The organism is Streptomyces sp. NPDC001450 (assembly GCF_053597295.1).
The window spans coordinates 1-25,223 of sequence record NZ_JBSFHY010000049.1; the positions used below are offsets into that span (position 1 = coordinate 1).

The 25,223-nt window shown below is 73.5% G+C and carries 21 protein-coding genes and 1 pseudogene; 9 read left to right on the forward strand and 13 right to left on the reverse strand.

Annotation, left to right across the window (positions count from 1 at the left end):
* Window positions 1-11: 11 nt before the first annotated feature.
* The 3 genes and pseudogenes from ACWC5O_RS38410 to ACWC5O_RS38420 all read right to left on the reverse strand — a co-directional run.
* Window positions 12-104: pseudogene (locus ACWC5O_RS38410) on the reverse strand (DUF397 domain-containing protein); the annotation flags it as partial.
* Window positions 105-125: 21 nt separating this feature from the next.
* Entirely contained in the window at window positions 126-1,763 is a 1,638-nt protein-coding gene (locus ACWC5O_RS38415; RefSeq protein ID WP_450583384.1) for an APC family permease, read from the reverse strand.
* A 203-nt stretch (window positions 1,764-1,966) separates the two neighbouring features.
* On the reverse strand, window positions 1,967-2,374 hold the full coding sequence (locus ACWC5O_RS38420) for a CoA-binding protein (protein WP_450583386.1): 408 nt from the start codon (window positions 2,372-2,374) through the stop codon (window positions 1,967-1,969).
* 140 nt (window positions 2,375-2,514) lie between these two features.
* Here ACWC5O_RS38420 and ACWC5O_RS38425 point away from each other — a divergent pair, with 140 nt between their 5' ends.
* The 5 genes from ACWC5O_RS38425 to ACWC5O_RS38445 all read left to right on the forward strand — a co-directional run bounded on the left by ACWC5O_RS38425 (window position 2,515) and on the right by ACWC5O_RS38445 (window position 9,585).
* Entirely contained in the window at window positions 2,515-3,492 is a 978-nt protein-coding gene (locus tag ACWC5O_RS38425) for a hypothetical protein (RefSeq protein ID WP_450583388.1), read from the forward strand.
* Window positions 3,489-4,037, forward strand: coding sequence for a SixA phosphatase family protein (locus ACWC5O_RS38430; protein ID WP_450583390.1), 549 nt, complete (start codon window positions 3,489-3,491; stop codon window positions 4,035-4,037). Before ACWC5O_RS38425 ends, ACWC5O_RS38430 begins: the two co-directional genes overlap by 4 nt.
* A gap of 61 nt (window positions 4,038-4,098) precedes the next feature.
* The gene (locus ACWC5O_RS38435; RefSeq protein WP_450583392.1) at window positions 4,099-4,725 is read left to right on the forward strand and encodes a YigZ family protein; all 627 of its coding nucleotides are present in this window, start codon (window positions 4,099-4,101) and stop codon (window positions 4,723-4,725) included.
* Window positions 4,726-5,434: 709 nt separating this feature from the next.
* Window positions 5,435-6,598, forward strand: coding sequence for an exonuclease SbcCD subunit D (locus ACWC5O_RS38440; RefSeq protein WP_450583394.1), 1,164 nt, complete (start codon window positions 5,435-5,437; stop codon window positions 6,596-6,598).
* Window positions 6,595-9,585, forward strand: coding sequence for an AAA family ATPase (locus ACWC5O_RS38445; RefSeq protein ID WP_450583395.1), 2,991 nt, complete (start codon window positions 6,595-6,597; stop codon window positions 9,583-9,585). The genes ACWC5O_RS38440 and ACWC5O_RS38445 overlap by 4 nt, the downstream gene beginning before the upstream one ends.
* A gap of 3 nt (window positions 9,586-9,588) precedes the next feature.
* Here ACWC5O_RS38445 and ACWC5O_RS38450 read toward each other — a convergent pair whose 3' ends face one another.
* A complete protein-coding gene (locus ACWC5O_RS38450; RefSeq protein ID WP_450583397.1) occupies window positions 9,589-10,035 on the reverse strand; it encodes an Lrp/AsnC family transcriptional regulator in 447 nt (148 codons plus the stop codon).
* A 94-nt stretch (window positions 10,036-10,129) separates the two neighbouring features.
* On the opposite strand from ACWC5O_RS38450, the gene ACWC5O_RS38455 reads away from it, so the two are divergent.
* Entirely contained in the window at window positions 10,130-10,603 is a 474-nt protein-coding gene (locus ACWC5O_RS38455) for a rhodanese-like domain-containing protein (protein WP_450583399.1), read from the forward strand.
* Window positions 10,604-10,626: 23 nt separating this feature from the next.
* Window positions 10,627-11,142, forward strand: coding sequence for an immunity 21 family protein (locus ACWC5O_RS38460; protein ID WP_450583401.1), 516 nt, complete (start codon window positions 10,627-10,629; stop codon window positions 11,140-11,142).
* Between the two features lie 18 nt (window positions 11,143-11,160).
* On the opposite strand, the gene ACWC5O_RS38465 is transcribed toward ACWC5O_RS38460, so the two are convergent.
* From ACWC5O_RS38465 to ACWC5O_RS38480, 4 genes are all read right to left on the reverse strand, one after another.
* Window positions 11,161-12,396, reverse strand: a complete 1,236-nt coding sequence (locus ACWC5O_RS38465) for a cytochrome P450 (RefSeq protein WP_450583402.1) — start codon at window positions 12,394-12,396, stop codon at window positions 11,161-11,163.
* A 35-nt stretch (window positions 12,397-12,431) separates the two neighbouring features.
* Window positions 12,432-13,823: an NAD(P)/FAD-dependent oxidoreductase gene (locus ACWC5O_RS38470; protein ID WP_450583404.1), complete on the reverse strand. Its 1,392-nt coding sequence runs from the start codon at window positions 13,821-13,823 to the stop codon at window positions 12,432-12,434.
* On the reverse strand, window positions 13,813-14,058 hold the full coding sequence (locus tag ACWC5O_RS38475; RefSeq protein ID WP_450583406.1) for a ferredoxin: 246 nt from the start codon (window positions 14,056-14,058) through the stop codon (window positions 13,813-13,815). Before ACWC5O_RS38475 ends, ACWC5O_RS38470 begins: the two co-directional genes overlap by 11 nt.
* A gap of 156 nt (window positions 14,059-14,214) precedes the next feature.
* Complete coding sequence (locus tag ACWC5O_RS38480) at window positions 14,215-14,892, reverse strand: hypothetical protein (RefSeq protein WP_450583407.1); 678 nt, start codon at window positions 14,890-14,892, stop codon at window positions 14,215-14,217.
* Between the two features lie 172 nt (window positions 14,893-15,064).
* Here ACWC5O_RS38480 and ACWC5O_RS38485 point away from each other — a divergent pair, with 172 nt between their 5' ends.
* Window positions 15,065-15,907 carry an SDR family oxidoreductase gene (locus tag ACWC5O_RS38485; protein WP_450583409.1) on the forward strand — a complete coding sequence of 281 codons (843 nt, stop codon included), beginning with the start codon at window positions 15,065-15,067 and terminating at the stop codon, window positions 15,905-15,907.
* A 13-nt stretch (window positions 15,908-15,920) separates the two neighbouring features.
* On the opposite strand, the gene ACWC5O_RS38490 is transcribed toward ACWC5O_RS38485, so the two are convergent.
* Entirely contained in the window at window positions 15,921-17,612 is a 1,692-nt protein-coding gene (locus ACWC5O_RS38490; RefSeq protein ID WP_450583411.1) for a DUF885 domain-containing protein, read from the reverse strand.
* Window positions 17,613-17,644: 32 nt separating this feature from the next.
* Entirely contained in the window at window positions 17,645-18,148 is a 504-nt protein-coding gene (locus ACWC5O_RS38495) for an Lrp/AsnC family transcriptional regulator (protein ID WP_094219622.1), read from the reverse strand.
* Window positions 18,149-18,208: 60 nt separating this feature from the next.
* On the opposite strand from ACWC5O_RS38495, the gene ACWC5O_RS38500 reads away from it, so the two are divergent.
* Window positions 18,209-19,408, forward strand: a complete 1,200-nt coding sequence (locus tag ACWC5O_RS38500) for a trans-sulfuration enzyme family protein (RefSeq protein WP_450583412.1) — start codon at window positions 18,209-18,211, stop codon at window positions 19,406-19,408.
* A gap of 63 nt (window positions 19,409-19,471) precedes the next feature.
* Here the strand turns inward: ACWC5O_RS38500 and ACWC5O_RS38505 are convergent, their stop codons facing one another.
* From ACWC5O_RS38505 to ACWC5O_RS38515, 3 genes are all read right to left on the reverse strand, one after another.
* Complete coding sequence (locus tag ACWC5O_RS38505) at window positions 19,472-20,914, reverse strand: GNAT family N-acetyltransferase (RefSeq protein ID WP_450583414.1); 1,443 nt, start codon at window positions 20,912-20,914, stop codon at window positions 19,472-19,474.
* Between the two features lie 123 nt (window positions 20,915-21,037).
* A complete protein-coding gene (locus ACWC5O_RS38510) occupies window positions 21,038-23,713 on the reverse strand; it encodes a DUF7824 domain-containing protein (RefSeq protein ID WP_450583416.1) in 2,676 nt (891 codons plus the stop codon).
* Entirely contained in the window at window positions 23,710-25,116 is a 1,407-nt protein-coding gene (locus ACWC5O_RS38515) for an SWIM zinc finger family protein (RefSeq protein ID WP_450583418.1), read from the reverse strand. The genes ACWC5O_RS38510 and ACWC5O_RS38515 overlap by 4 nt, the downstream gene beginning before the upstream one ends.
* Window positions 25,117-25,223: the final 107 nt, after the last annotated feature.

A 25,223-nucleotide genomic window follows, 5' to 3' on the forward strand; every position in this document is an offset into this window, starting at 1 on the left:
CATCAGGCAGTTCAGGAGAGCAGGAAGTCGGCCTCCCCCGCCTTGGCGCCCTCGATGAACGCGGTCATCTCGTCCGTGGTGTAGATCAGCGCCGCGGCTGACGGGACACCGGGTGAGGTGCGGGGTCAGTGCGCCGGAGCGTCGGTGACCACGACCTCCTCGATGCTGCGCTCGATCGCCTCGGGCTTCGACGCGGTGGCCTTGGCCCAGTAGTAGATGACCAGGGAGAACACCGCGACCACCGCGATGTCCCAGTACAGCGGGATGGTGCCGTTGCCGCCGAAGGTGCTCAGGTAGGAGATCACACCGAGGCCGGCCAGGTATCCGGGCAGCCACTGCGCGGCCTTGAAGTCCAGCCGGGGCGCGTCGGGCAGGTTCTTGCGGATCGCGTACCAGGCGTAGGAGCCGAGCAGCACGTAGCCGATCAGGATCGCAGCGCCGAGCCGCCACAGGGTGTCCCAGCCGGACCAGAAGATGATCAGGTTGGCGACCACGAAGGACAGCGGCGAGACGAACTTGCCGAAGGGCAGGCGGTACGGACGCTCGTGGTGCGGCAGGCGGTCGGCGAAGACGCCGTAGGCCAGCGGCGCGCCCGCGTACATCAGGACGCTCGCCGAGGTGATGAAGCTGACCAGCTCCTGCCAGCTGGGGAACGGCAGGAAGCAGATCACACCGGTGATGAACGAGACCACGAGGCCGAACCACGGCACGCCGCGCTTGTCCGTCTTGGCGAACACCTTCGGCGCGTAGCCGTTCTTGGCCAGGCCGTAGGAGATGCGGGAGGTGGCGGTGGTGTAGATCAGGCCGGTGCCGCCGGGGGAGATGATCGCGTCGGCGTACAGGACGAAGCTCAGCCAGCCGAGGCCCACCAGCGTGGCCAGACCCGCCCAGGGACCGCTGATGCCGGGGAAGTCGAGCTTCGCCCAGCCGTGCGCGAAGGAGCTGTGCGGCAGCGCGACGATGAACACGACCTGGAGCAGGATGTAGATCACCGAGCCGATCGCGACCGAACCGAGGGTCGCGCGGGGCAGGTCACGCTTCGGGTTGCGGCTCTCGCCCGCCAGCTGGATCGCCTGCTCGAAACCGAGCAGCGCGAAGATGATGCCGCTGGAGCTGATCGCACCGAGGACACCCTTGGCGCCGAACGGCGCGAAGCCCTCGGAGGTGAAGTTCGCCGGGTGGAAGTTGCCGATGGCGATGACGAAGATCGCGGCGAGCGGGACGGCGATCTTCCACCAGGTGGCGGCGCTGTTGGTGTGGGCGAGGACACGGACGCCCAGGAAGTTGACCGCGACGAAGACCGCCATGAGGACGACCGCGGTGACGATGCCGCTGGAGGTCAGCGTTCCGTCCGCGCGCTGCAGCCCCTCGGCCCAGCTCCAGTGCTTGGCGTAGCCGATCATGGCCTCGACCTCGATCGGCGCCACGGTGGCCGCCTGGAGCCAGGAGAACCAGCCGAACGACATGCCGGCCAGGCCGCCGAAGGCGTAGTGCGGGTAGCGGGCCGTGCCGCCGGCCACCGGGAACATGCCGCCGAGCTCGGCGTGCACCAGCGCCAGCAGCACGATGGCCACCGCGCCGATCACCCACGAGATGATCGCCGCGGGGCCGGCGACCACGACCGCCTTCTCGGCGCCGAACAGCCAGCCGGAGCCGATGATGGACCCCACGGAGGCCCACATCAGACCGATCAGGCCGACGTCACGGCGCAGACCGCCCTGGTCCTTCGTGGTTATGGGCGCTGCATGGTCGACTTTCACCATGTCAAGTGGCCTCTCAGATCGTTTAACGCATGCTTAACGAACAACAGCGCCACACAGTAGGGAGACTTTCTGCGTCGACAAAAGACTCTTGGTGAAGTCTTGACCTCGGATCTTGCCCCTCTTGGTCTCGGTATTCGCACAGGTCAGAGGGCGACTCGAATGTCAATATTCAGCCGTGAATTGTGAGAAGAAGGTGAGACAGGTCACCCCAGAAGGGGAATTTCGATCGCGGGGCAACGGTCCATGACCATGTCAAGTCCGGCCGCCCGGGCCCGCTCGTGGGCCGCCTCGTCCACGACGCCGAGCTGGAACCAGACCGCCTTCGCGCCCTTGGCGACGGCCTCGTCGGCGACCGCCCCGGCCAGCGCGCTGTTGACGAAGACGTCGACGACGTCGACCTCGAAGGGGATGTCCGCGAGGGAGGCGTAGCCCTGCTCGCCGTGCACCGTCTCCGCCTTCGGGTGCACCGGCACGATCCGCTTGCCGTAGCGCTGCAGCACCTGCGCCACGCCGTACGCGGCCCGCCGCCGGTTGGCGGACAGGCCGACCACCGCCCAGGTGTCGCCCAGCTCGGTCAGAATCCTGCGGATCGTCGCTTCGTCGCCGTACACGGCCGCCTCCTCGGGCTGCGGTAATTGTCGTCGGGGGAACAGCGCCCACCAGGTGCAGATTCCCCCCGGAACCCCGCCACGGTGACCGGAATCGGCGCAAGGTGCCTGCGTACGGCCCTCCGCACGCCTACGCTCGGGCCGTGCTGCGCATCCTCGACGCCCGAACCGGTGAGCCCGTCGCCGCCGCGCCCGCCCGGCGTGGCCTGACCCGCATCGAGGCCTACGCCTCCGGCCTCGACCTGACGGCCCTGCGGGTACTGCTCACCGCCGACGTCCTGGTCCGCGCCCTGGAACTCGGCGGCACCCCCGTCTGGACGATCCTCACCGCACCCCACCGGCACGCCGAACTCCGCACGGCCGCGACGGCCCTCGCCATCCGCCCCTTCGAGGACGGCCGCGACCTCGCGTCCGGGCTGGGAGAGGCACAGGTGATCCACGTGGTGGCCGAGGACACCGGGACCATGCCGAGCGAGGGCCCCCTGCTGACGGTCGCCCCCGCGGTGTGGACGGCGGCGGAACCGGGGGGCGAGGAGCGGCTCGGCGGGCCGGGGAGGGCGCAGCGCGGTGGTGCGGGTACGGGCGGCGACGGCTCGGACACGGCTTCGGAGGCGCCACCCCGCACCGCCCCGGCCACAGCCGCGACCCCGGCTCCGGGCCCCGGACCGCGCGACATCACCGCACCTGGCGCCCGCACGGCCGACATCCCCGCTGCCGGAGAGGCCCCCGCACCCCGCTCACCGGGCGAGCAGCCCCCTCTCGATCTTCCCGTCCTCCTCTCCGATCCCACCGCCCTGCGCCTCGCCCTTCTCTCCGTCCCCCGGAACACGGCGGTACGGCTGGATGCCGATGGGCTCGGAGAGGCGGCGCGGATCCTCGCCCGCTGGCGGCGGGCCGTCGCCGGGTGGGCGCGGCAGCCCTCGCGGCCGGTGCCCGACGCGGTGCGGGTACGGCTACGGGCGGCGTGGGAGGACGATCTCGACCTGCCCGGGGTGCTGGCTGTGCTGCGGGACGTGGCGAGCGAGCCGGGGCTGCCCGACGGGGCGCGGTTCGAGACGTACGTGTACGCGGACCGCCTGCTCGCCCTCGATCTCGCCCGTGACCTCGGGAGCCTCGCATGATCGAGCGCGCGGGCGCGGGCCCGCTGCGCCGGCTGGTCGTCCTGCGGCACGCCAAGTCCGCCTGGCCCGAGGGCGTCGCGGACCACCGGCGTCCGCTCGCCCCGCGCGGCCTGCGGGACGCCCCGGCCGCCGGGCGCGCCCTCGCCGAGGCCGACTGCCTGCCCGACCTCGCCCTGTGCTCCACCGCCGTACGCGCACGCCGCACCTGGGAGCTGGCCTCCGCCCAGTGGGGCACGCCGCCCCCGGTGCGCTACGACCGCAGGCTGTACGGCGCGGACGTACCGGAGCTGCTGGAGGTCGTGCGCGAGGCGCCGCGCGAGGTGGAGACGCTGCTGTTGGTCGGGCACAACCCCGGGTTGGAGGAGCTGGTCCTCGAGCTGGCCGGGGACGGTCTGGAGGACACGCTCGAGCAGGTGCGCGTGAAGTTCCCGACCTCCGCGATCGCGGTGCTGACCTGGCGCGCCACCGGCTGGCCGGCCCTGGCCCCGGGTGCCGCCCTGCTGACCTCGTTCATCGTGCCGCGGGGCAGGAAGGGGAAGGAGTAGCCCGGCCCGGCCGACGCGCACCGCGATCAAGGACGGCCCGGCGCTCGCATAGGCTGACGGGATGCAGGACGAGTACCGCACCGTAGCCCGCGCCGGCGTGCACGAGACCGAGATCAACCGTTCCCGTTTCCTGTGCGCCCTCGCCCCGGCGGCCACCGAGCAGGAGGCCCAGGAGTTCATCGCGGCCGTCCGCAAGGAGCACGCCGACGCCACGCACAACTGCTGGGCGTACGTCATCGGTGCCGACGCGTCCGTGCAGAAGGCCAGCGACGACGGCGAACCGGGCGGCACCGCCGGCGTCCCCATGCTGCAGATGCTGCTGCGCCGCGAGATGCGGTACGTCGTCGCGGTCGTCACCCGGTACTACGGCGGTGTGAAGCTCGGCGCGGGCGGGCTCATCCGGGCCTACGGCGGAGCGGTCGGCGAGGCCCTGGACGAGGTCGGCACGCTCACCCGGCGCCGCTTCCGGCTGGCCACGGTGACCGTCGACCACCAGCGCGCCGGCAAGATCCAGAACGACCTGCGGGCCACCGGGCGCGAGGTCCGGGACGTCCGCTACGGCGAGGCCGTCACCATCGAGATCGGCCTGCCGGACGCCGACGTGGACGCCTTCCGCGCGTGGCTCGCCGACGCGACGGCGGGCTCGGCCGGGTTCGAGCTGGGCGGAGAGGCCTACGGAGACGCGTGAGGCCCGGCGCCCGCACGGGGGCGGCCGGACCTCACGCGTCTCAGACGTCCACGCCTCCTCGGACGCCGTGCCCGGCGGGCGCGGAATGCGCAGGGCGCACAGGGCGCCGACGAGGACCACGGCGACGCCGACCCACACCGCGGGGTGCAGGCCGTCGACGAAGTCCTGGGGGCTGCGGGTGCTGCCGTGCGCCACGAACACCGTGCTGAGGACGGCGATGCCGAGCGCTTCGCCGGTCTCGCGGACCGTGGTGTTCGCGCCGGAGGCCTTGCCCGCGTGCTCCTCGGCGACCGAGGCGAGCACGACGCGGCCGTGGGCGCGAAGACGAAGCCCATGCCGATGCCCGCGACGATCATCGGGCCGACCATGGCCGAGTGCGCGGTGTCGGTGTCCGCGACCACGTTGATCCAGCCGAGGCCCACCCCCGCGGGAACAGTCCGAGCGCCATCAGACGGCCGCCGCCGACCTTGTTCGTGAGCACACCGGCGACGGGGGGCGACGAACATCGGCATCAGCGTCCAGGCCAGGGTGCGCTCACGTCGAGGCGATTTCCGGTCATATGGGGCGGAGTTGTCGGTCGCGCATCGAGGTCCGTGGCGGATCTGGTGCGCCGAGGCATTAGCGTGGTGGGTGCTGTGCGCGAGCCTGTCCAGGTTCGTGCGGGTCCTCGATGCGTGGATGGGGTAGTCGTGCGGGCCGGAGCGGTTTCTTGAGAGTGCTGCACACGTCCGACTGGCATCTCGGCCGGGCCTTCCACCGGGTGAGCATGCTCGGAGCCCAGGCCGACTTCATCGGTCACCTCGTCACGACCGTGCGCGAGCACGCGGTGGACGCGGTGGTCGTGTCCGGGGACGTGTACGACCGCGCGGTACCCCCGCTCGCCGCGGTCGAATTGTTCGACGACGCCCTGCACCGCCTCGCCGCCCTCGGCGTGCCCGCGGTGATGATCTCCGGCAACCACGACTCGGCCCGCCGCCTCGGCGTCGGCGCCGGACTCATCGACCGCGCCGGCATCCATCTGCGCACCGAGCCGTCCGCCGCGGGCACTCCGGTCGTGCTGACCGACGCCCACGGCGACGTGGCCTTCTACGGGCTGCCGTACCTCGAACCGGCGCTGGTGAAGGACGAGTTCGCGGTGGACCGGGCCGGCCACGAGGCCGTGCTCGGTGCCGCCATGGACCGTGTCCGCGCCGACCTCGCCACCCGCGCGCCGAGCACCCGTTCGGTCGTCCTCGCCCACGCCTTCGTCACGGGCGGCGAGGCCAGCGACAGCGAGCGGGACATCACCGTCGGCGGAGTGGCCGCCGTACCCGCCGGGGTCTTCGACGGCGTCGACTACGTGGCGCTCGGCCACCTGCACGGCTGCCAGACGATCACCGAGCGCGTGCGCTACTCCGGCTCCCCGCTCGCGTACTCCTTCTCCGAGGCCGGCCACCGCAAGAGCATGTGGCTCGTCGACCTGGACGCCGACGGCTCGGTCACCGCCGAGCGCGTCGACTGCCCGGTGCCGCGCCCGCTGGCCCGCATCCGGGGCACCCTGGACGACCTCCTCGCCGACCCCGCTCTCGCCCGCCACGAGGACGCCTGGACCGAGGCCACCCTCACCGACCCGGTCCGCCCCGCCGACCCCATGGCCCGGCTCACCGAGCGCTTCCCGCACACCCTCAGCCTGGTCTTCGACCCGGAACGGGCCCCGGACGACCCCGAGGTGTCGTACGCCCGGCGCCTGGCCGGCCGCAGCGACCGGCAGATCGCCCAGGACTTCGTGGCCCATGTGCGCGGCGCCGGGCCCGACGAGCAGGAGGCGGCCGTGCTCGGCGAGGCCTTCGACGCGGTGCGCGCCGACGACGCGGTCCGGGAGGTGGCCCGGTGAGGCTGCACCGGCTCGACATCACCGCCTTCGGACCCTTCGGCGGTTCCCAGTCCGTCGACTTCGACGCGCTGTCCGCCGCCGGGCTCTTCCTGCTGCACGGCCCCACCGGCGCGGGCAAGACCTCCGTCCTGGACGCCGTCTGCTACGCGCTCTACGGCTCCGTGCCCGGCGCCCGGCAGAGCGGCCAGGGCATGCACCTGCGCAGCGACCACGCCGAGCCGGGCAACCGCACCGAGATCCGCCTCGAACTCACCGCCGCCGGACGCCGGTTGGAGATCACCCGGCAGCCGCCGTGGGAGCGGAAGAAGCTGCGCGGCACCGGCACGACCGTCGACAAGGCCCAGACCTGGCTGCGCGAGTACGACGCCACAGCCCGCGCCTGGAAGGACCTCAGCCGTTCCCACCAGGAGATCGGCGAGGAGATCACCCAGCTGCTCGGGATGAGCCGCGAGCAGTTCTGCCAGGTCGTCCTGCTGCCCCAGGGCGACTTCGCCCGCTTCCTGCGCGCCGACGCCGAGGCCCGCGGCCGCCTCCTGGGCCGCCTCTTCGACACCCGGCGCTTCGCCGACGTCGAGAAGCGGCTGGCGGAGCGCCGGCGCACGACCGAGGCCCGGGTACGGGAGGGCGACGCCGCTCTCCTCGCCGACGCGCACCGCATGCAGCAGGAGGCGGGCGACGCGATGGAGCTGCCCGAGCTGAGCCCCGGCGAGCCCGGCCTGGCCGAGGCCGTCCTCGGCGCCGCGGCCGTGGCCCGCAGCACCGCGCGGGAGCGCCTCACCGTCGCCCACAGCCGCCTGGCCGCCGCCGAGTCCGGCCGGGCCGCGGCGCAGCGCACCCTGGACGACGTACGCGAACTCGCCCGGCTGCAGGGCCGGTTCGCCGAGGCCCGGCAGCGGGCCGAGCGCCTCCAGGAGCGGGCCGGCGCGCACCGGGAGGCTCAGGAGCGCATGGCACGCGCCCGCAAGGCGGAGGCGGTGGCGCCCGCGCTGGAGCTGCGGGAGGCTGCCGAGACCGAGCACCGCGGGGCCGCCGCGGCCGAGGCGCGAGCACGCCGTACGCTTCCCGACTCCTACGCCGACGCCGGCCCCGCGGGCCTCGCGGCCGCCGCCCGCCGCGCCGCCGAGGAGCTGGGCGGCCTCGAGTCGGCCCGGCGCGCCGAGCGACGGCTCGCCGAACTGGTCGACGAGCGGGCCGGGTTGGGTCGGCAGGAGCGTGCCGACGAGGACGTCCTGCGCGAGGCCGACGCATGGCTCGCCGAGTGGGACGCCACGCGCGCGGCCCTGCAGTCCCGCACCGAGTCCGCCCAGGAGGCGGCCACCCGCGCCGAACAGCTCGCCGTCCAGCGCGAACCCGCACGACGGCGCCTGCACGCGGCCCGCACCCGGGACGAGCTGGCCGCCGACCTGGAGGAGGTGCGGCGCCGGGCCCTCGCCTCCGGACAGCGCGCCCTGGGCGCCCGCGCCCACTGGCTGGACCTCAAGGAACAGCGCCTGAGCGGCATCGCCGCCGAGCTGGCCGCCCGCCTCACCGACGGCGAACCCTGCGCCGTCTGCGGAGCGACCGAACACCCCGCCCCGGCCCGCAAGGTCGCCGGACACGTCGACCGCGAGACCGAGGAGCGCGCCCAGGCCGCCCACCAGCGCGCCGAGGAACAGCACACCGAGGACGAACGGCGCCTCGGCGTCGTACGCGAGGCCCTGGCCGCCGCCACCGCCGAGGCCGGCGACACCCCCACCGCGCGGCTCGCCGCCGAGGCCGACCAACTGGAGCAGGACTACGCGCGCGCACGCCGCGACGCCTCCGCCCTGCACGCCGCCCAGGAGGAGCTGCGCAAGGCCGAGCGCGAGCGCGAGCAGCGCCTTCAGGCCCGCCAGGAGGCCGCCGTACGGGCCGCTTCCCGGCTCACCCGGCGCGAGACCCTGGAGCGTGAACAGGCCCTCCTGGAGCAGGAGTTGACGCAGGCACGCGGAGCCGCGGCCAGCGTGGCCGCCCGCGCCGCACAGCTGGAGCGGCAGGCGGCGCTGCTCACCGAGGCCGCCGACACCGCGCGCGCCGCACAGGACGCCGCGCAGCGGCTCAAGGACGCCGACGCCCGCCTCGCCGACGCCGCCTACCGCGCCGGCTTCGACACCCCGCAGGCCGCGGCCGCCGCCCTGCTGGACGACGCGGCCCACCGCGACCTCCAACACCGCCTGGACGCCTGGCAGTCGGAGGAGGCGGCCGTACGCACCGTGCTGGCCGAGGCCGACACCGCGGCCGCCGCGCAGCAGCCGCCCGCCGACCTCGCCGCGGCGGAGCGGGCGGCGGCCGAGGCGGAACGACGCCTCCGCGCGGCCGCCTCCGCACGCGACGCGGCCGCCCGCTGCCGCACCGAGCTGGACCGCCTCTCCACGCGTGCCACCGCAGGAGTACGCGCACTCGCGCCGCTGCGTGCCGAGTACGACCGGGTGGCCCGCCTGGCCGCGCTCACGGCGGGCACCTCCGCGGACAACGAACGCAAGATGCGCCTGGAGTCGTACGTCCTGGCGGCCCGCCTGGAGCAGGTCGCGGCCGCCGCGACCGTACGGCTGCAGCGCATGTCGTCGGGCCGCTACACCCTCGTCCACTCCGACGACCGCACCGGACGCGGCCGCAGCGGCCTCGGGCTGCATGTCGTGGACGCCTGGACCGGCCGCGAGCGGGACACCGCCACCCTGTCCGGCGGCGAGACCTTCTTCGCCTCCCTCGCCCTCGCCCTGGGCCTCGCCGACGTCGTCACCGACGAGGCCGGAGGCGTCCGGCTGGACACCCTCTTCATCGACGAGGGCTTCGGCAGCCTCGACGACCAGACCCTCGACGAGGTCCTGGACGTCCTCGACTCCCTGCGCGAACGCGACCGCAGCGTCGGCATCGTCAGCCATGTCGCCGACCTGCGCCGCCGGATCCACGCCCAGCTGGAGGTCGTCAAGGACAGGTCGGGGTCGTCGCTGCGGCAGCGGGGCGTGTGACGGTCAGCGGCCGAGCGGACGCCGGGGCAGAGGTGAGGAGTACACCACGCTCGTGGTCACCGATCCCAGCGCGCCGATCCGGCCGGAGATCTCCTCCAGATGCGGCATCGACCGCGCGGCGACCTTGATGACGAAGCAGTCGTCACCGGTCACGTGGTGGGCCTCGAGCATCTCCGGGGTCGCCGCCACCAGGTCGTGGAAGGGCTTGTAGTTGCCGTTCGGGTAGCGGAGCCGCACGAACGCGAGGATCGGGAGGCCGAGACGCTCGGGGTCCACGACCGCCGCGTACCCCTGGATGACACCGGCGTCCTCCAGCCGGCGCACCCGTTCGGTGACCGCGCTCGGCGACATGGAGACGGCGCGCGCCAGCTCGGCGTAGCTGGCCCGGCCCTCCCGCTGGAGGACCTCGAGGATGCGCCAGTCGGTGGCGTCCGGGGAATACACGGTCACCCCGGATGGATAGCAGGGAAATCCCCGCCCGATCAAGGGGGAGCCCGGGGATCCCCACTTCAGGGACCGGGCCGAGCGCCATAGATTTCTGGCCATGATCACCAACTCCGTGAACCCCGTCCTGCGGGTCGCCCCCGCCGTCCCCGCCGAGGCCGCCGCCTACTTCCGGGCCAGTCTCGCCTTCCACGCCGACGTCTCCGACGTGGCCGCCGCGCTCGCGGCCGACGGCGACCCCGGCTTCGTCGTGATCGACTCCCGCTCCACCGAGTCCTGGGACCAGGGGCACGTCCCCGGCGCGGTCCACCTGCCCACCGCGCTCATCCCCGAGCAGGCCGAGCAGCTCCTCGACAGGTCCGTGCCCGTGGTGACGTACTGCTGGGGCCCCGGCTGCAACGGCGCCACCCGCGCCGCCCTCGCCCTGGCCGAACTCGGCTACCAGGTCAAGGAGATGCTCGGCGGTTTCGAGTACTGGGCGCGGGAGGGCTTCGCCTACGAGACCTGGCAGGGGCCGGCACGCCGGGACGCCGACCCGCTGACGGCACCCGTGGACGGCGAGTGCGGCTGCTGACGCCCGCCGTGTAGGTTCTGCCCATGGCTCGATACGCGGATCCAGGCGCACTGGAGTGGGTGGAGTCGGGCGGGGGCCCGCTGATAGCCGTACCGGAGACGGTGCTGCCGTTCTGGGCGGGCGCCGACAGCGAGGAGCTCGACACGGACTACGACCGCGCGTGCGAGGTCGACGGCTACGTCGGCCTGCTCCCGGTCGGCGACAGCACCGCCCTCGTCTTCGGCGACGAACCCGCCTCCACCTCCTACCTGCCCGACCACGGCACCTTCGTGCGCTGGTCCGCCGCGAACTCCGAGAGCGAGCTGCTGGCCCAGATCCCCGGCGCGCTCGACGCGGCCGTGTGGGAACACGAGATCCGCTGGAACGTGCCCGGCCCGGTGGTGCTGTTCGACTCGGCCTGGCCGGGCGGCGCGGCGGAGGGCGAGGAGCACCTGCGCGTCCCGCTGGAACCGGGCCCGTACGCGGTGCGTGCCGCCTACGCCCAGCCCGGCCCCGAGACCTGGGTCGGCCTGGTCCAGCTCAGACGGCTCGCGGACTGAACCAGGCCGCGCCCGCCGTCAACGCAGGCCGTCGAACGTGATGTTCAGGTGGCGCGGGCCACGCAGCACCGCGTTCTGCCGGTACGGCGGCGGGTCCTCGACGAGACGGGGATTCACCAGCCGGCGGGCCAGCGCGGACAGGGCGAGCTGGGTCTCCACCCGGGCCAGCGGAGCGCCGAAGCAGCTGTGGATGCCGCTGCCGAAGCCGAGGTGCTGGAGGTCGCCGCGGTCCGGGTCGAACCGGTCGGGGTCCGCGAACCGCTCCGGGTCCCGGTTGCCCGCGGCGAGCACGAGCCAGATGCGGGAGCCCTTCGGGATGGTCACCCCGCGCAGCTCGATGTCGGCGATGCAGGTGCGCTGCGGCACGAGCTGCACCGGTGGCTCGTAGCGCAGCAACTCCTCCACGATCTTGACCGAGAGGCCCGGGTCGTTGCGCAGCCGTTCCAGGACCTCCGGGTGGCGCAGCAGCGTCAGCATGCCGTTCGTGATGAGGTTGACGGTCGTCTCGTGGCCCGCGATGAGCAGCAGCACCGAGGTGGAGAGCACTTCCATCATCGTCATGGCGCCGTCCGGGCCATGGCTGGTCACCAGGTCGGAGAGCATGTCGTCGCGGGGCTCCTTGGTGCGCTGCTCCACCAGACCGGCGAGGTACATGCCGAGCTGCATGCGCGCCTCCTTCGCGGTCCTGACGAACTCGGCGTCCGCGCTCTGGCGCGTGTCCGGGTCCAGGGTGGCGACGATCGGGTCCACCCAGGTGCGGAACTGCGGCTCGTCCTCGCGCGGCACCCCGAGCACCCGGCAGATCGCGGTGACCGGGAAGGGGTAGGCGAACTGGTCGACCAGGTCGACCTCCCGCGCGTCCCCGAAGCCGTCGATCAGACCCTCGACGATCTGGCCCAGGTCGCCGCGCATGGAATCGATGCGGCGGGGCCGGCACGGCGGCCCGAAGGAGCTGTTGGCGATCCGGCGCAGCCGGTCGTGCTCGGGCGGGTCGAGTCGGATGAAGCTGGGCGGCAGCCCCGTCTCCTCGGCCTGGCCCAGCTCGTCGTCACCCGCGGCCGCCAGGTTGGCGGCGTCGGAGCTGATCCGCGGATCGTGGAGCAGCGCCTCGATGTCCCAGTACGAGCTGATGACGTAGGGACCGCCGTCCTCCTCGTGCAGCACCGGCGTCTTGCGGAGCTCCGCGTACAGCGGATACGGGTCGGCGCGGTTGGCGAAGTCGGTGATCCGGCGAAACAGCGAGGCTTGCGTCATGACACGTCCTAGGAGCGTCGGGGCCGCGGCGGCGTTCAGTGGCGGCCCGGGGTGAATACCAGCTGCTGGTCGGCCGGTGAGTAGCCGCTCAGGGTCACGGTGGGGCCGTGGGTCGGCAGGGAGGGGTCGGGGAAGTCGGCCGCGACGGGCTGCCGGCCCTCGGGACGCCGGTCCACCGTCGGGAACTCCACCGGGAACGGCGCGCCCCGTTCGATCTGCCGCTGGTAGAACTCCAGCCACCGGGCGCTGTCGAAGGTGACCGCGGCGATCACCCGGCCCTGGTAGCCGTAGACACCGACGAAGCGGCGCTCGGCCAGGGACCCTTGCGTGATCATGATCTGGTCGCCCATGGGCGGCACACCGACCGACTTGATGTTCACCCCGAACTGCGAGGACCAGAACGCGGGCATCCACAGGTGCGGGCGGCGGTCGGCACCCGGGCAGATCATGTTGTGCGCGGCGGTCTCCGCCTGGGCGATCGCGTTGCCCCAGTGCTCCAGCGAGAGGAACTGGTAGCCGAACAGCGCGTGCGGGGAGCGCGCCACGTCGCCCGCGACGAAGACGTCGTCGGTGACGATGCCCCGGAAGTCGAAGGCGCGGCAGCCCGCGTCGCAGGCGATGCCTCGGGGACCCGCGCCGAGCCCCGACCCCGTCAGCCACTCGGTGTTGCGCTGCGAACCGAGCGAGACGACCACGACGTTCGCCTCGACGACGCTCTCGTCGGACAGATGGACGGCCCGCACCCTGCCGACCGAGTCGCCCTCCAGCGCGGTCACCGTGACCCGTGTGCGCAGATCCACACCGTTCTCGGCCTGCAGGTCGGCCGCGACCGCTCCGACGACCCCGCCGAGGGCGCCCACCAGCGGCGCGCCGGCGCGTTCCGCGATGGTGACCGGGAGGCCCATCTCCCGGCAGGCCGAGGCGACCTCGCACCCGGCGAAGCCGGCGCCGATGACGAACACCCGGCGGGGCCCCGCCTTCAGCTTATGGAGGAGCGCGGCGGCGTCGTCGCGGGTGCGCAGCAGGAAGACGCCGTCCAGCCGGGCCTCCGCCTCCTTCGGCCAGGGCCGGGCGCGCACGCCGGTCGCGATGAGCAGCCGGTCGTACGGCACCTCGTCGCCGTCGGCGAGGCGCACCCGCTTGGCCGTCAGGTCGAGCCCGGTCGCGGCGACGCCGAGGCGCCACTTCGCGTCGATCTCCCGGCGGTGGGGCAGCTCGGTGCGGTGTGGTGACGCCTTGCCCAGCAGAACGGCCTTGGACAGCGGCGGCCGGTCGTAGGGTTCGTACGGTTCGTCGCCGATCAGGGTGAGTTCACCGGTGAAGCCCTCGGCGCGCAGGGTCTCGGCGGCCCGCAGGCCGGCCAGCGACGCGCCCACGATCACGATCCGGCCCTCGCGCCTGAGCCAGTCCAGATAGTCAGCGGGCATCGGACGCCTCCGGCGCGGATCCGGCCGCCGATCCGTCCGCGCCGTCCAGACCGTCGGTCGTGATCGCCTGCACCGGGCAGGCGGCGACGGCACGCGCGAGCCGCTCCCGCTGCTCCTCGTCCGGCTGGGGGTTGTAGACCAGCGACTCCTCGCCGTGCATGGCGAAGACGTCGGGCGCGAGGAACGCGCACTGCGCGTATCCCTGACACTTGTTGAGATCGACGACGAGCCGCATCGACGCTCCGCCCTTCCGGTGGCCAGGTCCGGTGCGCACCACCACGTTCCGCGCGGGCGGCTCCGGACGGCGGTCATGTCCCGCTCGCCAGCATGCGAGCGGCGAAGGGGGCCTCGCGCGCTCAGGCATGCCGTTCGAGTGAACGGCCCGGCGGGGTCACGTAGACGCCGTGCGACGCGCCCCGGCGCGGCCGCTCGCCACGATGATGTAGACGCTGAGCACCAGCGACCAGGCGGGGAAGACCAGCTCCGCCCAGGGGACGTTCGACGAGACGAAGAGCAGGGTCAGGGCGGTGAGGAAGCCCAGTACCGAGAGCCAGCGCGGGAGCACGCCGAGGCGGTGCCCGATCACCGACATGGAGCACACGAACACGGCCGCCATCCGCATCGCGTAGCCCGTCATCAGCGTGTACGCGAAGTGCCGTCCGAAGTCCCAGGCGGCCAGCCCGGGACTGGCACCGGGGGGGTGCGCGACAGCCAGTACGGCGCCGGCCGCCGCGGCGGCGCCGTACATCGTGGCGGTGAAGACCACTCCGCTGCCGAGGAGGACGGTCGCGAGGAACCTGTCCTCGACGGCTCCGACGTGGGCCCGGACGGCGCCGACGAACCACAGGAAGAAGATGCCGGCGAACGGTACGAGCGCGAGTGCGGTCCGCACCGCGTTGCGCCGCGCGGAGTCCGTGAACCCCTGCGCGTGGACCGTGTCGGCCCCTTCGGGAATGCCCAGCCGGATCAGCACGATCGCCGCCGACAGCAGCAGCGCGAACACCACTCCGGCCAGCCCGGCGGCCCGCGGGGTCTCCATCGCCTCCTGACCCGGCCCCTTTCCCTGCATACCCGGCCCGCCTCCTCCGATTCGCCCGTTGCCACCAGCAAGCCGCCTCACCACCGGCTCCGCCACCGGGGGGCGGCCGTACGGCCGAACGGGGGTGGCCCCGCGACGGCCCCGCCTGAGCGTCTCTTATTCCCTCGCGCCCGGCCCGGCCGACTCCGTACCGTGCTCGTCCATGCCCACTTCGCCGCGCCCGACCCCCGAGGAACTCCGCCGGGACCCCCTGCCCCTGCGCGGCCGCACCGCGCTCGTCACCGGGGCCAGCAGGCGCGCCGGTATCGGGCACGCGGTGGCCCGGCGGCTGGCCGCGTACGGTGCGAGCATCTTTCTGCATCACCATGTGCCGCACGACACCGCGATGCCCTGGGGCGCCGACAGCCCCGAATCCGTCGCCGACTCCGTGCGCGAGGCGCTCGGCGACCCCGGGGCCCGCGTCGCCTCGGGACCCGGCGACCTGTCCGACCCGGCGGCACCGGCCCGGTTGGTCGACGCCGTCGTCGCGGAGTTCGGGCGGCTCGACATCCTCGTCGCCAACCACGCGCTGAGCGGGGCCGACGGCACCCTGGACGAGATCGACGCCGCGATGCTGGACGCCCACTGGGCGGTGGACACCCGCTCGGTACTGCTGCTCGTCCAGGCGTACGCCCGCTCGCGCGCCCGACTGCCGAAGGGCACCCCTGGTGGACGCGTCGTGATGATGACCTCCGGACAGGACATCGCGGGCGGGATGCCCGGCGAGCTCGCCTACGCCCTGCAGAAGGGCGCCCTCGCCTCGATCACCCGCTCCCTGTCCACCACACTCGTCGAGCACGGCATCACCGTGAACACGGTCAACCCCGGTCCCGTGGACACCGGTTACGCCACCGGCGCGGACCACGCCGCCGTGGCCGCGATGTTCCCCGCCGGGCGCTGGGGCGTGCCCGACGACCCCGCCCGGCTCATCGCGTGGCTGGCCACGGACGAGGCGGGCTGGGTCACCGGCGAGGTGGTCAACTCCGAGGGCGGCTTCCGGCGTTGAGACCCGAGCGAGGTCAGAGCTGGGACAGCTCGTCCAGCAGGTCGTCCAGGCCCAGCGAACCCTGTGACAGGGCCGCCATGTGCCAGGCCTTCAGGTCGAAGGCGTCGCCGTGCCGCTCACGGGCCTTCTCGCGGCCCAGCAGCCACGCCCGCTCGCCGAGCTTGTAGCCGATCGCCTGGCCCGGGATCGTCAGGTACCGGGTCAGCTCGCTCTCCACGAAGTCCGCGGGCCGGCTGCTGTGCGCGCCGAAGAACTCCTGGGCCAGCTCCGGCGTCCAGCGCTCACCGGGGTGGAACGGGGAGTCCGCCGGGATCTCCAGCTCCAGGTGCATGCCGATGTCGACGATCACCCGGGACGCCCGCATCATCTGCGCGTCCAGGTAGCCGAGCCGCTGCTCCGGGTCGGTCAGGTAGCCCAGCTCGTCCATCAGCCGCTCCGCGTACAGCGCCCAGCCCTCCGCGTTGGCGCTGACCCCGCCGACCGTGGCCTGGTAGCGGGAGAGGTCCTTGGCGACGTGCGCCCACTGCGCGAGCTGGAGGTGATGCCCGGGCACGCCCTCGTGGTACCAGGTCGACACCAGGTCGTACACCGGGAACCGGGTCTGCCCCATGGTCGGCAGCCAGGTCCGGCCGGGACGCGAGAAGTCCTCCGTCGGGGGCGTGTAGTACGGGGCCGCGGCGCCGCCGGGCGGGGCGATGCACGACTCCACCTTCCGCACCCGCTCGGCGAGGTCGAAGTGCGTCCCGTCCAGATCCTCGATGGCCTTGTCCATCAGGTTCTGCAGCCACTCCCGGACCTCGTCGACACCCTCGATGTGCCGGCCGTGCTCGTCCAGGTGCGCGAGCGCCACCCACGGGGTCGTTGCGCCGGGCAGGATCTTCTCCGCCTCCTGCCGCATCTCGCCGAGGATGCGGTGGAACTCCGACCAGCCGTAGGCGTACGCCTCGTCCAGATCCAGGTCGGTGCCATTGAAGTAGCGGGACCAGCGTGCGTAGCGCTCGCGGCCCACCGTGTTCGGGGCGCCCTCGATGGCCGGCGCGTACACGTCCCGCATCCAGTCCCGCAGTTCCACCACGGCGGCGCTCGCCGCGCGGGCCGCCTCGTCCAGCTCCGCGCGCAGCGCGTCCGGACCGGCGGCGGCGAAGTCCTCGAACCAGCCCAGACCCTTGCCGTCGGTGTCCGACCACTCGGTGAGCTGCTCGACGAAGGTCGCGGTCGGCCGCGGCGCCGCGTACAGCTTGCGCTCCAGACCGAGCGCCAGGGACTCCCGGTAGCCCGCGAGCGCTCCCGGCACGGCACGCAGCCGCTCGGCGATCGCCGCCCAGTCCTCCTCCGTCTGCGTCGGCATGACGGTGAAGACCTCACGCACCGAGTGGCCGGGCGTGCTCAGGTTGCCGACCGCGCGCAGGTGTTCGTCGGCCTCGTGCACGGCCAGCTCGGCGGTCAGCCGCTCCCGCAGGAGCCGCCCGCAGCGACGCTCGACGTCACTGTCCGCACCGGGTTGCCGCTCCGCCTCGTCGAGCCGGGCGAGGGTGGTCCGCGCCAGCTCCGCGAGGGCCTCCTGGCCGCGCGGCGAGTAGTCGGGCAGCCTGCTCGAACTCTCCCTCACACCGAGGTAGGTACCGGTGACCGGGTCGAGGGCGATGAGGTCGTCCACGTAGGTGTCGGCGACCTGGCGGGGCAGCGGGCTCTGGATCTCAGACATGCGCCCATCCTCGTACGGGGACTATGCCTGCGTCACCCAGGTATTCGTGATTCCGCTCTGGGCGTGGCCGGAGGCAGCAGCGGCCCGCAGTCCCACTGCTGGAAGATCAACCGGGTCTCCACCCGGGCCACTTCCCGGTGCGCCGTGAACTCGTCCAGCACCAGCCGCTGCAGATCGGCCATGTCCGCCACGGCCACATGCACCAGATAGTCGTCGGGCCCGGTCAGATGGAACACGGTCCGCGACTCCGGCAGCGCCCGGATCCGCTCCACGAACGGTCCGACCAGCTCCCGCCGATGGGGCCGGACCTGCACCGACAGCAGAGCCTCCAGACCGCGCCCCAGCTTCGCCGGGTCCAGCCGCAGCTGGTGGCCGAGGATCACGCCCGCGCGGCGCAGCCGGGTCACCCGGTCCAGACAGGTCGACGGCGCCACGCCCACCTGCGCGGCGAGATCGCGGTAGGTGGTCCGGGCGTCGTTCTGCAGCAGCCGCAGCAGGTGGAGATCCACCGGATCCAGTACGACGGATTCAGCCATTGGCCGAACGTAGCACGGTGTTCGATTCCTGTGGCCCGTCCTGTGTTCAACCTTCCGCCCATGGACACAGCGAGCACGGGTGCCTACGACGCCGTACGCACCGCATCGAGAGCACTGGCCACCGAGGCCGTGCACGCCGGCCGCGACGACCTCGCCCGGCAGGGCCTGCACGCCCCGCCCATCGACCTGTCCACCACCTACCCCTCCTACGACAGCCGCGGCGAGGCCGCCCGCATCGACGCCTTCGCCACCGACGGCGCCGACCCGGTCGGCCCGCCGATCTACGGCCGTCTCGGCAACCCGACCGTCGCCCGCTTCGAGACCGCCCTGGCCAGGCTGGAGGGCACCGAGTCGGCCGTCGCCTTCGCCAGCGGCATGGCGGCGCTCAGCGCGGTCCTGCTCGCCCGCTCCGCCATGGGCCTGCGCCATGTGGTCGCGGTACGCCCCCTGTACGGCTGCAGCGACCATCTGCTGACCGCCGGGCTCCTCGGTACGGAGGTGACCTGGACCGACCCGGCCGGCATCACCGACGCGCTGCGCCCCGAGACCGGTCTCGTGATGGTGGAGTCCCCGGCCAACCCCACGCTCGCCGAACTCGATCTGCGGGCGATCGCCCACGCCTGCGGCTCGGTCCCGCTGCTCGCCGACAACACCTTCGCCACGCCCGTCCTGCAGCGCCCCGTCGAACAGGGCGCGCGGCTGGTGCTGCACAGCGCCACCAAGTACCTCGGTGGCCACGGCGACGTGCTGGCCGGTGTGGTGGCCTGCGACGAGGAGTTCGCGGGTCAGCTTCGGCAGATACGTTTCGCCACGGGCGGTGTCCTGCATCCGCTGGCCGGCTATCTGCTGCTCAGGGGCCTGTCCACGCTGCCGGTGCGGGTCCGGGCGGCCTCCGCCAGCGCCGCCGAGCTGGCCCGTCGGCTCGCCGCCGACCCGCGGGTGGCCCGCGTCCGCTATCCGCGCCTGGGCGGCGCGATGGTCGCCTTCGAGGTCCACGGCGACCCGCACGAGGTGATCTCCCGGGTCGGGCTGATCACCCCGGCGGTCAGCCTGGGCAGCGTGGACACCCTCATCCAGCACCCCGCCTCCATCAGCCACCGCATCGTCGACGCCGACGACCGGCGCGGCGCCGGGGTGAGCGACCGGCTGCTGCGGATGTCGGTGGGCCTGGAGGACGTCGACGACCTGTGGGCGGACCTGGACCACGCCCTGGGGGAGCGGACCGCGATGCCGGTACCGCTGCAGGAAGCCGTGCGCTGACGGGGGTGCGCACGATCACGGCCCGGCGGGAAACCGTCGGGCCGTCCGTCCGCCGCGCCGGGCTCAGCCGCGCCGGGCCGCCTCGCCGAGCCGCTCCTCACCACTGCCGTACGGCGTGCGCGCGGCGACCGGGGCGGTGTCCAGGCGGGCCGTGATGACCAGGGTGCCCTCCTCGATCTGGTAGTCCAGGGGCAGCCCGAGACCGCGCATCGCGGCGACCATCCCGGTGTTGGAGGCCTGCGTCACCGCGTAGACGCTCTCGCAGCCCGCCTCCACCGCCATCGCCACCAGGCGGCCGAGCAGTTCGGCGCCGACGCCGCGCCGCTGCCAGGCATCCTCGATCAGCAGCGCGACCTCGGTCTCGTCGCCGTCCCACAGCAGATGCCCGAGGCCGACGATCCGGCCCGCGGGGGTCTGCGCGGCCAGCGTCCGCCCGAACCGGGGGCTGAGCAGGTGGTTCAGATAGCGTTCGGCGTCCCCGACGGGCCCGTGGTACCGCATGCCGAGGGTGCGCTTCGAGCACCGCTCGTGCATCGCCCGGGCCGCCGTCAGGTCGCCGGTGTCCGCCCGGCGCACGGCGATGTCGTTGCCCTCGGGCAGCGTCAGCACGTCCTGGCCGCGCGGGATCCGCGGACCGAGCCGGCTGTCCAGCTCCACCAGAGCCCTGGCCCGCGCGAACTCGGTCGGCGTGAACGGCAGATACGGCCGCTCCACGGTGAGCACACCGCCCTCCGGCGCCCGCAGCCGCATCACGGTGTCCTCCAGGACCCCCTCGGCCGGCACCGGCTCAGGGCCGTGACCCCCGCCGACCGGCTTGGCGGGCAGCGAACGGATCGTGCACCGGCCCAGCAGCTGCCGCAGCGCCAGCGGTAGTTCCGCCGCGTCCAGCGCGGTGCGCGCCGCGAGACCGAGGACCCGGGTGGGGGCGTCCACCAGGTCGTGGGCGTCGGCCCGCTCGATCCAGGTGGACACACCGCCGGCCTGCGAGACCACCCGGGTGATCTCGGCCCCCGTCAGCGGCTCGGGCGCCCGCAGCAGGAACTCGTCGACCGTGCCGTCGGCCAGCGGATGCGTCTGCAGGCTCAGGATGTCGACCCGCCGCTCGGCCAGCGCCGTGCACAGCGCGGCCAGCGAACCGGGCTCGTCCTTCACCGTCGTCCGCATCCGCCACAGCACACCGGCCCCGGCCACGTCCTGCGCGTCCGCCTCCCGCACGGGCCCGGCCGACCGCGTGTCGGCGGCCGACCGGGCACCGGTATCCCCGGCCGGCGGTGCGTGCCCGTGGCGCCGAGCCCACCACGTGTGGAAGCCCGCCGTCGCGGCCAGCACGATCGCCGAGATCACCAGCAGCGCCGGACCGTCGGGCCCGTGCCCGATCAGGTTCGCCACCCCGTCGGCCACGGCAACGGCCGTGAACAGGGCGGCGAGTTCGACGAGGTCCCGCCGCCAGTGGTGCACGGGCCGTCCGTGCTTCGTCCGGGTCACTTGAGACATGTCTGCAGTCATGCACTCACTGTGAAGGAACGGTGTTGCGTGATCACGAACGGTTTGTGACCGATGGGTAAAGCATGCTTACGCCCTTTTTGTTGGATTTTCTATTGTTGCGGTGGGCGGGCAACCGGGTCCGGCTCAGGCGGCCATCTCCTCCGCCAGCGCGTCTTGCAGCCGCCGCGCCTGGACGACCACACGGGAGGAGCCGCCCCGGGCGGCGGTCTCCGCCAGGTGCGGCACCTCTCCCCGCGCCCCGGACCGCTCGGCGCACTCCGCCGCCACGGCCATCAGGTCCCCGAGGCCCCGGGCCGCCACGGCCGCCGCCTCCGGGCGGGCGGTCGCCAGACCGGCCAGCGGAACGGGCAGGGCGTGCCGGAGCAGCTCCCATATCGTCGCATTGGCTCCCGTGGCCGCCGCCGTCCGCACCGACTCGGCCAGCCGCTGCGGCTTCACCGCACCGCCCCCCACCAGCTCGCCCAGATCCGCGCCCAGCCGCGCCGCGTCGAGCTGCCCCCGCGCGGCGAGCACCAGCAGGGCGTCCACGGCCGCGAGCCGGTCCTCCTGGTGCCGCGCACCGAGCCCGTACGCCACGCACAGGTGCACGGCCTCGCCCGCCACGCCGCCGGATTCGGCGAGCAGTGGAAGGACGCCGGTACCGCGCTCGTCGTCCACGGCCGTGTCGGCCAGATCCTGCAGCATCCGGGCCGCGACCAGCTCCCGCCGCTCCGGGAGCACGGCGAGCCAGTGCCGGCGCGTGGCGTGGTCCCAGTGCCTGCACTGCCAGCCGCAGGAGATGACGGACAGCGGCCGGCCGAGCCGGTGGAACTCCTGCGGGAAACCGTCCTGCAACTCGGGGAGTTCGGCCAGCTCCAGCAGGATCCGCTCGCCGTCGGTATGCCGCGTGGCCGCGGGGAGGGCGGCGTTGGTGCCGCCCAGCCAGCGGGCCAGCCGCGCCCCCTCCGGAGTGCCGAGCGCCCTGGCCCGCCCCGCCGCCTCCTCGGCCGTCGCACGGTCGTCCCTGCGCACCCGCAGCAGGGCCTGGGCGAAGTCGGTCGCGCAGACCCGGGCGTCCAGACGCCGGTACTCCGCCAGGCGGGCCACCAGCTCCGCCGGCTCCAGCAGGCCCGTGCTCCAGGTGGGCGTGGCGAGCAGCAGCGGCATCGGTTCCGTGCGCAGGCGGTACGCCACCTCGCGCAGCCGCGCGTCGAAGACCCGGGCCAGGCCGCTGTGCGGGCACTCGTGTTCCTTCGGCCCCTTCCGTACCGCGGCGTGGAGCGTCGCCGTGCTCACCTTGCCGTGCAGGGCCGCGAGGAGCAGTTCGAGTCCTTGCTGGGCGCTGAAGAGGCCGTAGCGGGAGTTGCTGAACATGTCGTCCGTACGCGGCCACTGCCGGTCCTCGTCCGTGGCCCACCAGCTGTTCGCGACCACCGGCACGAGCGCCCGGCGCAGTGCCTCCGGATCCTGGTACGCGTGCCGCACCAGACCGTCCAGCGCCCGCTCGAACGCGGCCACGTCACCCTCGGAGGCCAGCAGCGCCCCCATCTCTTCGGCCACCTCCTCGGCCGTCAGCGGCGCGGGTTCCAGTCGCAACGGCTCCGGGGCGGGCGGCAGCACCTCCTCGTACACCTCCTCGAACTCGCCCGCCGCGACGCCCAGCGCGGCGGCCGCTCGCACACGCAGTGTCGGGGACAACTGCTGTGCCGCACAGGCGAGTTCATGGCGTACCTCGTCGTAGTCGAGCCTCTTCAGATGCCGTTCGACGAGCTTGAGCGCCCGCTCCTGCACCTGGGTGTCCTCGTGCCCGAACGCCTGGGCCACGACCGGCAGCAGCTCCGTCGCCGTGCCGGGGTCTCGGGAGAGCACCTTGCCGAGCAGGACGAGCTGGGCCCGCACGAGCTTCTTCTCGCTGCGGAACAGCAGCCCTTCGGAGGCCTCGGCCAACTGCCCGGAGGACAGATCACCTTCCAGCGTCAGACCGGTGAGCACCGTCTGGGCGTGCGAGGCCACGGGGGAGGCCGCGTCGCGGGACAGCGCCGTCCAGTCCGGGATCCGCGCCCGCTCTTCCTCCCGGGTGAGCGCGAGTTCCGTCAGCATCGGCAGGAAGATCCGGTGGTCGGTGGGGCCGCCGCCGCCGCGCAGCAGCCGGGCGACACAGGCGTCGACCACGAACTCGCGGTCCAGGGAGCCCTCCTGGGCGAGGGCCGCGAGGGCGCTCTGCCAGGAGCCCGGTCCTTCGCCGAGCAGCCAGCGGACCTCGGCGAGATCCGAGAGCGTGAACAGCCCGCCGACCAGCGTGGCGAGGTTCGGCTCGCGGCGCAGCACGTCGGCGACGCCCTCGCGGCGCCATCTGCCGTCGCCGACGCCGACGTGCCGGATCCAGCCGACCACATAGGCGTCCGTCACCGGGACCTCGCAGCCCGACCGGCTCACCAGCCCCGCCATCAGGGCGTACGGCACCTGCGCGGACACCGGTCGCTGGGCCAGCCGGTGCGCCACATCGGCCAGCCAGCCCGTGTCCCGGTCCTCCAGCACCCGCAGGAGCGACTCCGCGGACGCCTGCCGCCACCGCAGGTCGCTCGCCGCGAGCCAGGCCGCGGCCGCCGCCGCTCCCGTGTGGCAGGCGGCTCCGGACAGGTGCAGCGCCGGGCGGATCTCCTCCGACCTGCCCTCCCACGGCGGGACGGCCCGCAACTCCTTGCGCAGCTCCTTCAACTCCGGCAGTGACGCCCGTCGTTCGGCCGCCGTCATGCCCTTCACCAGCCGCAGCGTCTCCGCCGTACGCCCGGCCCGCACCGACTCCATCAGCTCACTCATCGCACGCCCCCGTCGATCGCCGCCATGTCCTGCCCCACCACGGCGCCCCGCCGCACCATCCGCACCGCCAGCGCGTGCTTGCACGGCCCGCGTCCGCCCCGGTACTTCGCCCACCACAGACAGCTGCAGGTGAGCACCCCCGCCTCGTCCCGTACCCGGTGCACATGTCCGTCCTCGGCGGTCACCGTGGCCAGGGCGGCGTCGAGGGTCACCGCGCCCGCCGCCACCAGGGCTCTGGCCGAGCGCAGCCGCGGGTTGTGCTTCTCGACGCGCTCGGCGTCGTAGGGCAGCTCCCGGTGGAAGTAGGCCGCCTCCGCCGTGTCGTATCCGACGCGGCCCGAGGTGCCGAGGCGGACCAGGGCGGCGCGCACCCGCTCGGGTGTGAGACCCGAGGCGGCCGCGAGGTCGGCCACGTCGATGCGGGGTTCCCACGCCAGCAGCACGGCGATCAGCTCGGCGTCCCCCGCGGCCTCGTCGGTCGCGAGCGCGTCCAGGACGCCGCCCTCGCCGGAGAAGCCGCGCGAGGCGTCCGGCGACAGCGTGAGCGTGAGGCGCATGCCGGGCAGGACGACCTCCCAGGCGGCGGCCGTACCCGCCGCACCGCCCACCGCGGGGCCGTACACCCGCAGGGCCGTCGCATGCCGCAGCACCCGCTGCAGCGCGGCCAGCCGCTCCGGCCCCGGCAGGCACACCGCGCCCGGCACCGGCCGCGTCGTCGGCCGCAGTCCGCGGCCCACCGGGACCACCCAGCGCGGTCCGCCCGAGGCCCGCCGTGCACCGCCCGCCCTCGGCAGCCCGCGCAGGAACCGCACCGCCTCGTCCGCCGGCAGCTCGGCCCGCAGGTCGAAGCCGGCCGCGATCACCTGGGCCTCGGCGAAGCCGCGCAGCCACCGGTCGGGCAGCGGGACCTTCTTCTCCACCACCGGGCCGTCCAGCATCGTGACCGCCAACTCGTCGGGGCCGACCCGCAGATGGAGCGGATCGTCCATGCCGATCCGGGACAGGGCCTCGCGCAGTGGGTTGTTGACGTCGACGTTCGTCGTGCCGTGCCCCACCTCGCCGCCGTCGAGACCCGGGGTGAGGACGTCCAGCCGGGCGTACACCCCGCCGCAGCCGGAGAAGGACTCGAAGCGCAGCCGGTCGCCGTTGCCGGTCACCACCGGGTCGAGCGAGGCGCGCAGCTGCGGCTGGTAGTAGCGCGCGGCCGCCACGTCGGCCACCGCGAGCAGCGCCGCGGCAGCGATCCGAGGCGAGGTCAGAAAGCCTGCGAAGAACTGCGGATGGTCCTCCACACCCGTGGGCGTCGCGCCCCGGGACGTTTCCAGCCCGAGGCGGCGCCCGTCCGCCGCGGACTCGAGCGCGGAGGGTCGGCGATAGGCCACGGCCTGCAGTGATCGCGTCATGGGAAAAACCGTAGAGGCGACCACTGACAATCGATCTGACCTGCGAAAACACCTGTCCGGCGGAGCAGTTGGCGGACGGCTGACCGTGCCGCACTCCGGGGGATGAC

Bases quoted from the DNA above. Each gene is read 5' to 3' on its own strand.
- ACWC5O_RS38470 (WP_450583404.1), bottom strand. From the start codon at position 13,823: ATGCCCGCTGACTATCTGGACTGGCTCAGGCGCGAGGGCCGGATCGTG.
- ACWC5O_RS38515 (WP_450583418.1), bottom strand. From the start codon at position 25,116: ATGACGCGATCACTGCAGGCCGTGGCCTATCGCCGACCCTCCGCGCTC.
- ACWC5O_RS38505 (WP_450583414.1), bottom strand. From the start codon at position 20,914: ATGACTGCAGACATGTCTCAAGTGACCCGGACGAAGCACGGACGGCCC.
- ACWC5O_RS38475 (WP_450583406.1), bottom strand. From the start codon at position 14,058: ATGCGGCTCGTCGTCGATCTCAACAAGTGTCAGGGATACGCGCAGTGC.
- ACWC5O_RS38490 (WP_450583411.1), bottom strand. From the start codon at position 17,612: ATGTCTGAGATCCAGAGCCCGCTGCCCCGCCAGGTCGCCGACACCTAC.
- ACWC5O_RS38430 (WP_450583390.1), top strand. From the start codon at position 3,489: ATGATCGAGCGCGCGGGCGCGGGCCCGCTGCGCCGGCTGGTCGTCCTG.
- ACWC5O_RS38510 (WP_450583416.1), bottom strand. From the start codon at position 23,713: ATGAGTGAGCTGATGGAGTCGGTGCGGGCCGGGCGTACGGCGGAGACG.
- ACWC5O_RS38465 (WP_450583402.1), bottom strand. From the start codon at position 12,396: ATGACGCAAGCCTCGCTGTTTCGCCGGATCACCGACTTCGCCAACCGC.
- ACWC5O_RS38435 (WP_450583392.1), top strand. From the start codon at position 4,099: ATGCAGGACGAGTACCGCACCGTAGCCCGCGCCGGCGTGCACGAGACC.
- ACWC5O_RS38495 (WP_094219622.1), bottom strand. From the start codon at position 18,148: ATGGCTGAATCCGTCGTACTGGATCCGGTGGATCTCCACCTGCTGCGG.
- ACWC5O_RS38485 (WP_450583409.1), top strand. From the start codon at position 15,065: ATGCCCACTTCGCCGCGCCCGACCCCCGAGGAACTCCGCCGGGACCCC.
- ACWC5O_RS38500 (WP_450583412.1), top strand. From the start codon at position 18,209: ATGGACACAGCGAGCACGGGTGCCTACGACGCCGTACGCACCGCATCG.
- ACWC5O_RS38415 (WP_450583384.1), bottom strand. From the start codon at position 1,763: ATGGTGAAAGTCGACCATGCAGCGCCCATAACCACGAAGGACCAGGGC.
- ACWC5O_RS38480 (WP_450583407.1), bottom strand. From the start codon at position 14,892: ATGCAGGGAAAGGGGCCGGGTCAGGAGGCGATGGAGACCCCGCGGGCC.
- ACWC5O_RS38455 (WP_450583399.1), top strand. From the start codon at position 10,130: ATGATCACCAACTCCGTGAACCCCGTCCTGCGGGTCGCCCCCGCCGTC.
- ACWC5O_RS38460 (WP_450583401.1), top strand. From the start codon at position 10,627: ATGGCTCGATACGCGGATCCAGGCGCACTGGAGTGGGTGGAGTCGGGC.